11 protein-coding genes and 1 pseudogene are annotated in these 12,149 nt (G+C 69.7%); 5 read left to right on the top strand and 7 right to left on the bottom strand.

Translation table 11 applies throughout. The features are described from left to right. Positions 1-50: 50 nt before the first annotated feature. Positions 51-1,406, top strand: a complete 1,356-nt coding sequence (locus NBY69_RS28155) for an aspartate aminotransferase family protein (RefSeq protein WP_250304691.1) — start codon at positions 51-53, stop codon at positions 1,404-1,406. 117 nt (positions 1,407-1,523) lie between these two features. Here the strand turns inward: NBY69_RS28155 and NBY69_RS28160 are convergent, their stop codons facing one another. The 3 genes from NBY69_RS28160 to NBY69_RS28170 all read right to left on the bottom strand — a co-directional run bounded on the left by NBY69_RS28160 (position 1,524) and on the right by NBY69_RS28170 (position 3,907). Then, complete coding sequence (locus tag NBY69_RS28160) at positions 1,524-2,243, bottom strand: 4'-phosphopantetheinyl transferase (protein ID WP_250304692.1); 720 nt, start codon at positions 2,241-2,243, stop codon at positions 1,524-1,526. A gap of 13 nt (positions 2,244-2,256) precedes the next feature. Further along, positions 2,257-3,084 carry a metallophosphoesterase gene (locus tag NBY69_RS28165; protein ID WP_250304693.1) on the bottom strand — a complete coding sequence of 276 codons (828 nt, stop codon included), beginning with the start codon at positions 3,082-3,084 and terminating at the stop codon, positions 2,257-2,259. Positions 3,085-3,223: 139 nt separating this feature from the next. Beyond that, positions 3,224-3,907, bottom strand: a complete 684-nt coding sequence (locus tag NBY69_RS28170; protein ID WP_250304694.1) for a DUF4232 domain-containing protein — start codon at positions 3,905-3,907, stop codon at positions 3,224-3,226. 215 nt (positions 3,908-4,122) lie between these two features. Between NBY69_RS28170 and NBY69_RS28175 the strand changes: the two genes are divergently transcribed. Together NBY69_RS28175 and NBY69_RS28180 are read left to right on the top strand one after the other, a co-directional pair. Continuing rightward, positions 4,123-5,685, top strand: a complete 1,563-nt coding sequence (locus NBY69_RS28175) for an acyl-CoA carboxylase subunit beta (RefSeq protein WP_250304695.1) — start codon at positions 4,123-4,125, stop codon at positions 5,683-5,685. A 35-nt stretch (positions 5,686-5,720) separates the two neighbouring features. Further along, the gene (locus NBY69_RS28180; protein ID WP_250304696.1) at positions 5,721-5,936 is read left to right on the top strand and encodes a DUF5988 family protein; all 216 of its coding nucleotides are present in this window, start codon (positions 5,721-5,723) and stop codon (positions 5,934-5,936) included. Positions 5,937-6,439: 503 nt separating this feature from the next. Here the strand turns inward: NBY69_RS28180 and NBY69_RS28190 are convergent. Next, positions 6,440-6,652: pseudogene (locus NBY69_RS28190) on the bottom strand (metallophosphoesterase); the annotation flags it as partial. Positions 6,653-7,066: 414 nt separating this feature from the next. On the opposite strand from NBY69_RS28190, the gene NBY69_RS28195 reads away from it, so the two are divergent. Next, entirely contained in the window at positions 7,067-8,026 is a 960-nt protein-coding gene (locus tag NBY69_RS28195) for a sensor histidine kinase (protein ID WP_250304701.1), read from the top strand. Beyond that, on the top strand, positions 8,010-8,687 hold the full coding sequence (locus tag NBY69_RS28200) for a response regulator transcription factor (RefSeq protein WP_250304697.1): 678 nt from the start codon (positions 8,010-8,012) through the stop codon (positions 8,685-8,687). The genes NBY69_RS28195 and NBY69_RS28200 overlap by 17 nt, the downstream gene beginning before the upstream one ends. Before the next feature lie 53 nt (positions 8,688-8,740). On the opposite strand, the gene NBY69_RS28205 is transcribed toward NBY69_RS28200, so the two are convergent. The 3 genes from NBY69_RS28205 to NBY69_RS28220 form a co-directional block, all read right to left on the bottom strand. Further along, positions 8,741-10,471, bottom strand: a complete 1,731-nt coding sequence (locus NBY69_RS28205) for an endonuclease/exonuclease/phosphatase family protein (protein WP_250304698.1) — start codon at positions 10,469-10,471, stop codon at positions 8,741-8,743. Positions 10,472-10,543: 72 nt separating this feature from the next. Further along, complete coding sequence (locus tag NBY69_RS37420) at positions 10,544-11,659, bottom strand: transglycosylase family protein (RefSeq protein WP_284349455.1); 1,116 nt, start codon at positions 11,657-11,659, stop codon at positions 10,544-10,546. Between the two features lie 173 nt (positions 11,660-11,832). Next, positions 11,833-12,149: VCBS repeat-containing protein (locus NBY69_RS28220; RefSeq protein WP_250304699.1), on the bottom strand; the 317-nt coding region annotated here is incomplete at its 5' end.

Genomic DNA, 12,149 nt, shown 5'->3' on the forward strand with positions numbered 1-12,149 from the left:
GTGTCCCGTGAGCAGCGCCGTCCGTCCGATCTCTCTCTGGAGTTGCGCCGATGACCGATCTCTCCGTTGCACCGTCCCCTGCCCCTGCCGCACCGGCCCTCACCGGTGACGAGCTCGCCGAGCTGGACCGCCGTCATCTGCTGCACCCGTGGACCCCGATGGGCGACCCCGAGCAGCTGTTGATCGTCTCCGGCGAGGGCTGCGACGTCACCGACTCGTACGGCCGCACCTATCTGGACGGGCGCAGCGGCCAGTTCAACGCCACTCTCGGGTACGGCCACCCCCGGGTGCTGGCCGCCCTCCAGGAGCAGGCCGGCAAGCTGATGACGTACGCACTGCTGGGCTCGTCGAACGAGCCCGCGGTGCTGCTCGCGGCCAAGCTGGCCGAACTGCTGGGTGAGCCGCTCAGCCGTACGCTCTTCTGCAACTCCGGTTCGGAGGCGTCCGAGGCGGCGGTGCGGATCGTCCGGATGTACCACACGCTCCAGGGGCAGCCGGAGCGGACGACCGTGATCTCGCTGGCCGACGGCTACCACGGGACGACCAGCGGGACGACGGCGATGTCGGCGTCACCGATCGCCTGGGCGGGCTGCGGTCCGCGGCCCGGCGGGTTCGTCCAGATCGCCACGCCCCGGTGCGCGCAGTGCGCGTCCGGTGCCGCGCACGATCCCTGCGCGGTGCCGGGACCGGAGGCGCTGGAGGAGGCCGTCCTGGCGCAGGGCGCGGAGAACGTCGCGGCGTTCTTCGTGGAACCGGTGCTCGGCGTGGGCGGTCTGCTGCCGCTGCCCGCCGGTTACCTGCGCGGTGTGCGGGACATCTGCGACCGGTACGGGGTGCTGCTGGTCGTCGACGAGGTGACCACGGGACTGGGCCGTACGGGGGCCTGGTTCGCCCACCAGCGCGAGGGCATCACGCCCGACATCGTCACCACCGCCAAGGGTCTGACGAGTGGGTACGCCCCGCTCGCGGCGGTCACCATGACGACCGCCATCGCCGATGTGTTCGCCACCGACCCGATGCTCGGCGGCCTGCGGCACGGGCACACCACCAGCGGGCACGCGATGGGCGCCGCCGCGGCGCTGGCCGTGCTGCGGGTGATCGAGGAGGACGGTCTGATCGAGCACGCGGCGGCGGTCGGTGAGCGGCTGTGCGGTCAGCTGACGGCGCGGCTCAAGGGGCTCGACGGCGTACGCGACGTCCGTGGGGTGGGGCTGCTCGCCGGGATCGAGTTCGACTCCTTCCCGCGCGCCTCCCAGGTGGTAGCCGCCTGTCGCCGGGCCGGGGTCGTCGTCCGCAGCGAGGGCCCGGTGCTCTTCGTCTCGCCGCCGCTGATCGTGACCGAGGAGCAGGTGGACCGGATCGTCGACGCGCTGTACGCGGGCGTGGTCGCCACCGGCGCGGCGTAGGCGGCAGCCGACCGGCGACGGCGGTCGGGGGCAGCGGTCGGGAGCAGGTGAGCAGCGGCAGGGCCAGGTCCTCCGGGACGCCGGGCCCTGCCACCGACTGCCGCCGACTGCCGCTGCTCAGCCGGGCGTACGGGCACCCGGCACCGCGATCGCGGTGATCACCAGCCCGTCCCGGACCAGCCACCGGCCGGGCAGGCTGTCGAACCCGGCCGGGCCCCGGACGCCGGCCGGGACCTTCCAGAGGCCCGGCGTCGTCGGCCGGGCGGTGAAGGTCCCGGCGGACCGGACGTCCGGCCCCGGCTCGATGCCCTGATGTCCGAAGCTGATGTCGGCGTCCTCGAAGTCGAGCCGCTGCCCGCCGTACATGTACCAGGCCTTGTAGACGGCTTCCTTGGCGCTGAACAGCAGCCGGTCCATGTGCAGTGCGGGCCGCTCGGCCCGCTCGGCGGACAGCCGGTCCCGCTCCTGCGGCAGGGCGACGACCTCCTCCACGCCCTCCGGCAGCGGGCCGTGCGGCTCGGCGTCGATCCCGATCATCAGCACGTCGTCCCGGTACGCGAGCGCCGCCGCCCGGTACCCCTCGCAGTGCGTGAGGCTGCCGACCACCGAATCGGGCCAGCGGGGCGCACCGTGCGCGTCCGGAAGCACCGCCATCGCGGGCAGACCCAGCTCCGCGAGCGCCGTTCGCGCGCAGTGCCGCACCGTGGTGAACTCCCTGCGGCGCACCTCGACGGCCCGCGTGATCAACCGCGTTTCCTCCGGGTACAGTTCAGCCCCCGCCGGGTCGCCGAACGCCTCGCTCACGGCAACACCGGCCGGCAGGATCCCCTTCAGCATCGTCCGGCACCCTCTAGTGAAGGACGCGTCGGGGACGGAGCGTGCTGGGGTGCCCCGGCCGTTTCCACTCCCGTGGGTAGCCGACCGACACCTCCTCGAACCGCACCCCGTCGTGCCAGGTCGTGCGCGGGATGTGCAGATGCCCGTAGACCATGGCGGCGACGTTGAACCTCCGGTGCCAGTCGGCGGTCCCCTCCGTTCCGCACCAGAGCCCGAACTCGGGGTAGCGCAGGATCCGGGTCGGCTCACGCACCAGCGGATAGTGGTTGATCAGGACGGCCGGCAGGTCCGGGTCCATGGCGGCCAGCCGCACCTCGGTCTCCTTCAGCCGGGCCTCGCACCAGGCTTCCCTGCTCGGATACGGGTCGGGGTGCAGCATGAACTCGTCCGTACAGACGATGCCTTCGGCGCGCGCGGCGGCGAGGGCCTCCTCCTGGGAGAGTCCCGGGTCGGTGCGGAAGGTGTAGTCGTAGAGCAGGAACAGCGGGGCGACGGTCACCGGCCCGCCGTTCCCCTCCCACCGGGGGTACGGGTCCTCGGGGGTGACGACGCCCAGGCTCCGGCAGATCTCCACGAGGTGCTGGTAGCGCGCGACCCCGCGGAGCTGCAACGGATCCTCGCGCGGGGTCCACAGCTCGTGGTTGCCCGGCGTCCAGACGACCTTGGCGAAGGCCCTGCTGAGCGTGGTCAGCGCCCAGGTGATGTCCTCGGACATCTCCCCGACGTCCCCGGCGACGATCAGCCAGTCGTCGTCGGACGCGGGGCGCAGTTCCTCGACGATGCTGCGGTTCTCCGCGTACGCGACATGGAGATCGCTGATGGCCAAGAGCTCTCCGGGCATCGCCCTGTCCTCTCCCGCGCTGTCGATGTGGATCCAACGAGCTTACGGGTGAGGCTACTTGCCTCCGTCATGGCCGAGCGGCCGAACCGCCTCCCGTGGCCTGAACTGCCGACCAGGGCCTGTTCCGCGCAACCGCCCACTAGTTGGTCGTGTGCGTGGGGTAGACCTGAACGTCGGTGTAGGCGCCCTTGATCGCCCCCGCGTTCGCAGGCCAGTCCAGGGTCACGGTGTGGGTCTCGTTCGGGGGCGTCACCAGGATGTTGGTCGGGGACGCGAGGCTGTTCCCGGTGGTGTCGATGTCGTAGGCGAGGTCGAAGACAGCGGCGTCGCCCGGCTTCAGGGTGGTGATACGGGGCTGGGCGTGGCCGCGCTCGATGGGGTTCGAGGTGTGGTCGGCGTCCTTGATGTCGACGCCCGCGAAGCCGGTCGCCGAGCAGGTGGTCGAACCCCGGTTGATCATGGTGATGTTGATCCTGCCGGAGTCCGCTTCGTCGGGCGCGGCGTCTATGGCCAGGTCCTCCGTCTTGCAGAACGTGACCTTGCCGCCGGTCTCCGCTGCGCCGTTCGCGGCGTCCGTGCGGGCTCCGGTGCCCTCACCGGAGCCCGACTTCGCGCTGTCGGCCTGCGTGCCACCGGAACCCGAGCCGCTCTCCGGCTTCGAGCCACCGTCCGAGGACGAACCGCCCTCCGAGGACGAGGAGGACGAGGACGAGGAGCCCTTGGCGGCCGAGTCCTTCACGGTGCCGTCGCTGTCACAGGCGGTGAGCGAGAGGGTGGCGGCGAGGCTGATGGCGGCGAGAGCGGTGATGCGGGTGTACTTCACGGGGTTCCCCCAGGAGTTGCGCGGTGCAGGTGGTCGAGAACATTTGTATCTCGCACCGAGTTACAGACAGTCCTCCACGACGTCTTCGTTCTGTCACAGGGGGACCGGCCTCACGGCCCGTCGAAGTGCCACCGTCCGGTCATCCGCCTAGCACTCTCACCAGTCCTCCGGACGGCCACAATTCAACTGCGCGACCGGTGGACACACTTGGGGGCATGACCACGGTTGAGCCGGCACGAGTGAAAGCAGCGGAGCTGGCCGCGTTGCGGGATCGAGTCCGCGGCGGGCCCGGAGCCGAGGCGACCGACGCACAGCACAGGAAGGGAAAACTGACCGTCCGGGAGCGGCTGTGCCTCCTCTTCGACGAGGGGAGTTTCACCGAGATCGAGGGGCTGCGCCGGCACCGGGCGACCGGGTTCGGGCTGGAGGCGCGCAGGCCCCGCACCGACGGTGTGGTGACCGGCTGGGGCCTGGTGCACGGGCGGCGGGTGTTCGCCTACGCCCATGACTTCCGGATCTTCGGAGGTGCGCTGGGCGAGGCCCACGCGGAGAAGATCCACAAGCTCCTGGACCTGGCGGGTACGGCCGGATGTCCCGTCGTGGGGCTCTGCGACGGAGCCGGGGCCCGGATCCAGGAAGGTGTCACGGCGCTCGCCGGGTACGGCGGCATCTTCCGGCGCAACGTCCGCTACTCCGGTGTCATCCCCCAGATCAGTGTGATGCTCGGCCCCTGCGCGGGCGGCGCCGCCTACTCCCCCGCACTCAGCGACTTCGTCTTCATGGTCCGCGACATCGCGCAGATGTTCATCACCGGGCCGGACGTCGTCCAGGCCGTCACCGGCGAGGCCGTCTCGCAGAACGGTCTCGGCGGCGCGCAGGTGCACGCGACGGCCTCGGGGGTCGCCGCCTTCACCTACGACGACGAGGAGAGCTGCCTGGACGAGGTGCGGTACCTGCTGTCGATGCTGCCCGCCAACAACCGCGAACTGCCGCCCCCCGCACCGTCCGACGACCCGCCGGACCGCCGCACCGGGGCCCTGCTCGACATGGTGCCGGTCAACCCTTCGCACGCCTACGACATGCGCGCCGTCATCGAGGAGATCGTGGACGACGGGGAACTGTTCGAGGTGCATCCGTCATGGGCGACGAACGTGGTCTGCGCGCTGGTGCGGCTCGGCGGGCGGACCGCCGGTGTCGTCGCCAACCAGCCGCAGTCGCTGGCGGGCGCGCTGGACATCACGGCGAGCGAGAAGGCGGCGCGCTTCGTGCAGTTCTGCGACTCGTTCAACATCCCGCTCGTCACCCTGGTGGACGTGCCCGGCTTCCTGCCGGGCACGTCCCAGGAGCACCAGGGCATCATCCGGCACGGGGCGAAGCTGCTGTACGCGTACTGCAACGCGACGGTCCCCCGGATCCAGCTGATCCTGCGCAAGGCGTACGGCGGCGCCTACATCGTCATGGACTCCCGTTCCATCGGCGCCGACCTCTCCTTCGCCTGGCCGACGAACGAGATAGCGGTGATGGGCGCCGAGGGCGCCACCGACGTGGTCTTCCGGCGGGAACTCGCCGCGGCCGAGGACCCGGACGCGCGGCGTGCGCAGCTGGTCAAGGAGTACACCGCGGAGCTGATGCACCCGTACCACGCCGCCGAACGCGGTCTGGTCGACGACATCATCGACCCGGCCGAGACACGTCAGGTCCTCATCGACTCCCTGGCGATGCTCGCCACCAAACACGCGGACCTGCCGTCCAGGAAGCACGGCAACCCGCCCCAGTGAACGTACCCACACCTGCGAGGGAAGGCAGAAGGCACATGACCGTGACCCACTCCCCCAACGTCCTGCTGGTCGGCGGACCTTCGGAACTCGACGGCCACCGGACCCGCTACGTCGCCGACACCGAGGAGAAGGTGAAGGTGTTCCGGGGACACCGGTACGACCACTTCGAGCCGACGCCCGAGATCTCCGTACGGGACGGCCAGGAGTTCCGGGTCTTCGTCTGGACCCAGTGCACCTACGTCGCCGAGTGAGGGTGGGGCTGCCCTGACCGCCGCCTACGTCCTGACCGATGTGGCACGCCGCTGCCCGCGCGGTATCGCTTCGCACTGCCGTAGTTGCTTGTACCGTGCGCGCATGACCGGGACGCATTCCGACGAACAGAGAGTCGGGATCTTGGGCGGATCTTCTCCCGCTGTCCTCTCCCGTACGGGCACCGGATAGCCGGTGGGGGTTGCGGCGGCCTTCACCGCCTGCCAGTTTCTTTTCGTACGGCCGGACTTGGGTCTTGGCTGGGACGAGGCGGTCCATGTCAGCCAGGTGGGTTCGCACGCACCGGCGGCGTTCTTCAGTGCGCACGCGCGCCCGTGACATCTCGTACCTGGTGGCACCCCTCGCGGCGCTGACCTCCTCGACCGTGGTGCTCCGCCGCTACCTGGCCGTACTGTCCGGCGCCGGTCTGCTGGGGGTGCTCGGGGTCCGGCGCCGGTTCCAGGTCTGGCGGCCGGCCGCACCTCGGTCTCCTTCAGCCGGGCCTCAGCTCATGGTTGCCCGGCGGCCAGACGACCTCGGCGAAGGCCCTGCTGAGCGTGGTCAGCGCCCAGATGATGTCCTCGGACATCTCCCCGACGTCCCCGGCGACGATCAGCCAGTCGTCGTCGGACGCGGGACACAGCTCCTCGACGATGCTGCGGTTCTCCGCGTACGCGGCATGGAGATCGCTGATGGCCAAGAGCTCTCCGGGCATCATCCTGTCCTCTCCCGCGCTGTCGATGTGGATCCAACGAGCTTACGAATGAGGCTCCTTGTATCGAATGCGACGGAGCGCCGAACCGCCTTCCACGGTCTTCACGGGAACCCCGGACCCACCCCACCGCACGCGCGGGAAGCCGTCCGGATGAACGCCGACGGTCCGCGCGGCGTCCTTCTGGCCACACTCCGGGGATCGTCACTCCCGGGCAGAATAGTGTTGAATGCAACAAAATTTGTGACGTCGCAGGAAACGTGCAGGTGGGGGCATCGCATGGCACGAACACGACAAGCACCAAGAGCAGTGGCCGACGAAACAGCCGGACTGATCTCATCTCTTCGGAAAGAGATCCTCGCGGCGTACGAGGACAGGGTCCGGCTCACAGGAGCACAGACCGCGAACAACCCTGACGCGATGGACAGGGCACTCGCCGACGCACACGGCATTCTCACGGAACTCACCCGCGCCCTCGGCGCAGGTCCCGCAGAGACCGGCCGGACGGACGGCGCGGGCGGAGGGGAGCACACCAGGATCGCGGCGGCGCGCGCGGACCCGTACGAGATCACCGAATCCATGTCACTGCTCTTCGACGCGGTGCTGTCGGTGGTCACTCCGTACATACCGGCGGAACCGATGGCTCCGCACACATGGCAAGCACTCGTGACGACCCTTCAGCGGATCCTCGCCGTCCGCATGCGCGCGTCGTTCGCGGAGCACACGGGGGTGGCGCCGAGTGGTGTACCGAGGGCGCTGGCCGAGGAACGCCGCCGGATCGCCAGGGAGCTGCACGACCGGATGGGCTACTGCCTGAGCATGACGCAGCGGCAGCTGGAGCTGTACGACATACGCCGGGCCAGCGATCCGCCCGTCGCGGAAGGCCACTGGGAGGAGGCCTGGGAGGCGCTCCAGGAGTCGATGCGACATCTGCGCGTGGTGACGTCCACGCTGCACGATCAGCAGCCGCCGCGCAGTCTCGACGCGGCGCTACGCGCGTATCTGGGGGCCGCCGACACCGGCGATTCACTGGTGGGAATCCAGGTCAGCGGCGACGAGACCTGGGCGCCGCCCAGAGTGCTCGACGAATGCTTCCTGGTGCTGCGGGAGGCGGCCCGTAACGCGCTGGCGCACGCGCGGCCCCGCTCGCTCCGCATCACCGTGGCCATCACCCCCCACGAACTGCGTGGCACCGTCCTGGACAACGGTCGCGGCTTCGACACCACCGGCACGGCCCGCGAGGGTTTCGGCCTGATCTCGATGGCGGAGCGGACCGAACTGCTCGGCGGGCAGCTGGCCCTGGCGAGTGTGATCGACGTGGGCACCGTGGTCCGCTTCGCCGTCCCACTGAGAGGACGCAGCGTTGAGAACATCACGTGACGCCCGGATCCGGCTGCTGCTGATCGACGACCACACCCTGGTCCGCGACGGACTGCGAGAGATCCTGGACTCCTACAACGACCTGGTGGTGGTCGGCGGCGCCGCCACCAGTGGGGACGGGGTGGAACAGGCCAGGCGGCATCGCCCGGACATCGTGCTGCTCGATGTGGAACTGCCGGGGGGCGAGGTCACAGAGACGGTACGGAGGATCCGCACCGTCTCACCGGCCTCGCGGATCATCATCTTGAGCATGTTCGACGAACCGCGGCTGCTGCACCGGCTCGTCACCGCGGGTGTACGCGGCTACCTGGTCAAGAGTGTGAGCCGGCACGAACTGGTGTCCGCGATCCGTAGCGTGCACCGCGACGCGGAACGCCTGGTGCACGCCGTGTCCCGGGAGACCCTGGCCCGGATGCGGTCCGGTGCGTACGGACCCGGTCTGTCGGACCGCGAACTCGAAGTGCTGGAACTGGTCGCGCTGGCGCTGAGCAACAGTCAGGTCGCCGACCGGCTGGCCATCACCGAAGCCACCGTCAAGCGGCATCTGCGGAACGTCTTCGCCAAGCTCGGAGCCGTCTCACGGATCGACGCGGTGAACAAGGCCGTCGCCGCATCGCTGATCGTGTCCGGCGCCCCGAGGCGTACGGCCGGCCACGGCTGACCGGCTCCGCCCCGGACCGCCTGTGCGGGCGGCCCGGGGCGGAGGGACCGCTGCTACCAGCCGGTGCCGATGAGGACGCGCGCACCGCCGGCGAAACCCGGTCCCGAGTACCGGTACAGCTCACCGGTCGCCGCCTTGGTGGCGATGATGTCGGGTGCGCCGTCACCGGTCAGGTCGCCGACCCCGGTGATGTTGCTCATCGAGTTCCAGCCCGTTCCGGTCCGTGCCTTGCTGCTGTCGGCGTAGTCAGGACCCGAGAGGCGGAACAGGTCACCGTTGGCATCGACTGCCAGCAGATCCGACACGCTGTCACCCGTCAGGTCGCCGACCCCGGCGAGCTGGTTGTAGACGTTCCAGCCGGTGCCGATACCGACCCGCGATCCGCCCGGGAAACCGGGGCCCGTGTACCGGTAGAGAGCGCCCGTCGACCGTGCGACCGCCACGATGTCGGGGACGTCGTCCCCGGTCAGGTCGCCTACCGCGCTGATACCGGCCATGCCGCTCCAGCCGGTGCCGATCTGTACCTTGCTGTCGGCGGCGTAATCGGGGCCCGAGTAGCGGAACAGGCCGCCGTCGCCGTCGACGGCGAGCAGATCGGACACACCGTCACCGGTCAGGTCACCGACCCCGACGATCCGGTCGTAGACGTTCCAGCCGCCGCCGAGCGACACCCTGGAGGCGCCGCTGTAAGCAGGGCCCGCGTACCGGTAGAGAGTTCCACTGGCGCGGGCGATCGCGACGATGTCGCCGGCCGAGTCGCCCGTCAGGTCCCCCACGCTCGCAGCACCCGACATGCCGGCCCATGACACGGCGCCGCGGTACAGCTGGTGGTCGGAGACCGTTGCGTCGCGGGGCAGGACGTCACCCTGCGCGGCTCTGAAGTACCGCTCGCCGAACATCAGGTAGTCGAGCTTGGAGACGGTGCTTCCGGTGAAGGTGGTCTCGCCCGACCGGCAGTACAGCCGTGCCGCCGGGTCGCACACCTGCTGGTTGAAGGAGTCCTTGTCGGTTTCGTCCGCCTCGATGAACCGGCCGTGTCCGCCGTCGTCGGCGCTGGGGCTGTAGAAGCTGCCCAGTGAGGTGCTGCGGGGCGTTGCGTTGAAGTCACCGCCGAGGACCACCGGGGTACCGGCGTCCTCCCAGGCCTTGGCCTGTGCCGCGAGTTTGACCGATTCGGCCTGGTTGAGGGCTGCGTCCTTCCAGTACAGATGGACCGAGCACGCCCAGGTGTCCCTGCCGTGGAGGGTGGTGCGCACACAGGGGACGAGGATCTTCTCCACTTCGTTGCCGACGGTCAGCGGCAGCACCGTCGAGGCGAGGATCGGCCCCTTGACGAACAACGCCACACCGTAGGCGTACTTCCCCTTGCAGGCGGTCGCGCTGCCGCCAGCGGCGATCGTCGCGGTGAACTTCCCGTGGTAACCGAGCGGCTGCAGACGGGTGTTGAACGTGTCGTACTGGTCCTCGCACACCTCCTGCAGGAAGATCGCATCGGTGTTCCATCCCTGCGGGGATGCCTGGGCGACCACCGCGTTCATACGGTTGGTGGCGCTGTCGGTGGCGCTCTTCGGGCATGCGCTGCCGCAGATGTTGTAGCTGACGAAGTGCAACGACTGCGGGGTGGTGACGGGCAGCGAGTCGGCCTGCGCATACGTCGGCAGCGCCATCAGCAGCAGAAGCAGCGAGCAGATCGCGGCCCACCGGCGGGTGAGGCGCGCGGTTCCTCGGGGCATCGGGACGGCGCCGTCGCGCCCGGCGCGGGTGATGCGGTGATGCGGACGCACGAAGGGTTCTCCTGTCGGACGGGAGGAGTGGTCGTTACTGGGCGGGCGCCATCGCGGCGGCGGCGCCCGGGACTACCAGCCGGTACCGATGCCGGTACGGGTCGCGCCGCTGAAATCGGGACCGGCATAGCGGTAGAGAACGCCACTGACCACGTTCACGGCCAGCAGGTCGGGGACGGCGCTGCCGGTGATGTTGCCGGGTCCGACGAGCTCGGCCATGACGTCCCAGCCGGTGCCGATCTGCACCCTTCCGCCGCCGGAGTAGTCGGGGCCGGTGTAGCGGTAGAGCTTGCCGCGGGCGTCGGCGGCCAGGATGTCGGCGACCCCGTCGCCGTTCTGGTCACCGACCGCGGTCACGTCGGTCATCGATCCCCAGCCGGTACCGATCTGCACCCGGGTGTCACCACTGAAATCAGGACCCGAGTACCGGTACAGAACACCGGTGGACCTCTTGACGGCGATGAGGTCCGGCACACCGTCACCGGTCAGGTCGCCCACCCCGGTGGCGTCGGTCATGGATGTCCAGCCGGTGCCGATCTCCACCCGGGCCGGACCGCTGTAGTCGGGACCCGAGTAGCGGTACAGCGTTCCGTCGGACGCGGTCGCCAGGATGTCCGTGACCCCGTCGCCGTTCTGGTCACCGACCGCGGTCACGTCGGTCATCGATCCCCAGCCGGTACCGATCTGCACCCGGGTGTCACCACTGAAATCAGGACCCGAATAGCGGTACAGAACACCGGTGGACCTCTTGACGGCGATGAGGTCCGGCACACCGTCACCGGTCAGGTCACCCACATTCGTCAGATTCGCCATCCGCGGCAGCGGATACGGGTCCGCGGTGTCCGTCGACAGGCCGGTACCGGGACTGCACGTCCAGGCACCGGCGCCCTGGTCGGCGAGGATCTTCTCGGCGATGAGGATCTGCTGTTTCTTGGTCGCCTGGTAGGCGTGGGGTGCATAGGCGGTGCCGCCGTAGTGCTGCCAGTTGTAGCCACTGATCTGCAGGCCGCCGGTGTAGGTGGTGCCGGTGTCGATGCTCCAGTTGCCGCCGCTCTCACAGCGGGCGACCTTGTCCCAGGTGCTGACCGAGGCAGCCGACGCGGGAGTGACGACGGCCAGGCTCAGGGCGAAGACCGCGGCGGCGGCCGACGAGCGCAGTGCGGACGGGAAACGGCGTACGCGTGTCACGGGGCTCCTTCGTCGGAGAATCGAAGTCGGGAAGTCGGGAAGTCGGAAGTCGGGGAGTCGGAGGTCGGGGAGTCGCAGAGGGGTGGACTTCGCCGTGCGGGCCGGAACGCCCGGGGCCTGCTCCCGAGCCGGCCCGCATGCCCCGGCCCGCACGGCGAAGTCGGTGGCCCGGACTACCAGCCGGTGCCGATCTCGGTGCGGCTCGCGCCGCTGAACGCCGGACCGGTGTAGCGGAAGAGCTGAGAGGTGGACAGCTTGACGCCCAGCAGGTCGGGAATGCCGTCACCGTTGAGGTCGCCCGGACTCACCAGGTTGTTCATGGAGTCCCAGCCGGTGCCGATCTCCACCCGGGCCGGACCGGTGTAGTCGGGACCCGAGTAGCGGTACAGCGTTCCGTCGCCCTTGGCCGCGATGATGTCGGTCACCCCGTCACCGTTCAGGTCACCGACCGCCGTGACGGAGTCGAAGGAGTTCCAGCCGGTCCCGATCT

The organism is Streptomyces sp. A 4/2 (genome assembly GCF_940670765.1).
Lineage (GTDB): Bacteria > Actinomycetota > Actinomycetes > Streptomycetales > Streptomycetaceae > Streptomyces.

Coding starts and splice junctions, on each gene's coding strand:
- NBY69_RS28155 (WP_250304691.1), top strand. CDS start 51: ATGACCGATCTCTCCGTTGCACCGTCCCCTGCCCCTGCCGCACCGGCC.
- NBY69_RS28160 (WP_250304692.1), bottom strand. CDS start 2,243: ATGCTGAAGGGGATCCTGCCGGCCGGTGTTGCCGTGAGCGAGGCGTTC.
- NBY69_RS28165 (WP_250304693.1), bottom strand. CDS start 3,084: ATGCCCGGAGAGCTCTTGGCCATCAGCGATCTCCATGTCGCGTACGCG.
- NBY69_RS28175 (WP_250304695.1), top strand. CDS start 4,123: ATGACCACGGTTGAGCCGGCACGAGTGAAAGCAGCGGAGCTGGCCGCG.
- NBY69_RS28180 (WP_250304696.1), top strand. CDS start 5,721: ATGACCGTGACCCACTCCCCCAACGTCCTGCTGGTCGGCGGACCTTCG.
- NBY69_RS28195 (WP_250304701.1), top strand. CDS start 7,067: ATGGACAGGGCACTCGCCGACGCACACGGCATTCTCACGGAACTCACC.